General features: G+C 44.4%; 1 protein-coding gene. It reads left to right on the forward strand.

The features are described from left to right. On the forward strand, positions 1–806 hold an 806-nt coding region (locus tag IMO47_RS00530), incomplete at both ends, for an elongation factor Tu (protein WP_196077775.1).

An 806-nucleotide genomic window follows, 5' to 3' on the forward strand; every position in this document is an offset into this window, starting at 1 on the left:
AACATGATCACTGGTGCTGCTCAGATGGACGGTGCAATCCTTGTATGTGCTGCGACTGACGGTCCAATGCCACAAACTCGTGAACACATCCTTCTTTCTCGCCAAGTAGGTGTACCTTATATTCTTGTATTCCTTAACAAGTGTGACCTTGTTGATGATGAAGAATTACTTGAATTGGTAGAAATGGAAGTTCGTGAACTTCTTTCTACTTATGACTTCCCAGGTGATGACACTCCAATCATCCGTGGTTCAGCACTTGCTGCGCTTAATGGTGATGCTGGTCAATATGGCGAATCTGCAGTTCTTGCTCTTGTTGAAGCGCTTGACTCTTACATCCCAGAACCAGAACGTGCAATCGACAAAGCATTCTTGATGCCAATCGAAGACGTATTCTCAATCTCTGGTCGTGGTACAGTGGTAACAGGTCGTGTAGAGTCTGGTATCGTTAAAGTTGGCGAAGAAGTTGAAATCGTTGGTATTAAAGATACAGTTAAAACAACTGTAACTGGCGTAGAAATGTTCCGTAAACTTCTAGACGAAGGTCGTGCTGGCGAGAACTGTGGTGTACTTTTACGTGGTACTAAGCGTGAAGACGTACAACGTGGTCAAGTACTTGCTAAACCAGGTACAATCAAGCCGCACACTAAATTCGACGCAGAAGTATATGTACTTTCTAAAGAAGAAGGTGGTCGTCATACACCGTTCCTTAACGGTTACCGTCCACAGTTCTACTTCCGTACAACTGACGTAACTGGTGCAATCCAATTACAAGACGGCGTTGAAATGGTAATGCCAGGCGACAACGT

The sequence above is a fragment of the Acinetobacter sp. Res13-Abat-PEC15-P4-01 genome (assembly GCF_015676285.1).
Classification (GTDB): Bacteria; Pseudomonadota; Gammaproteobacteria; order Pseudomonadales; family Moraxellaceae; genus Acinetobacter; species Acinetobacter nematophilus.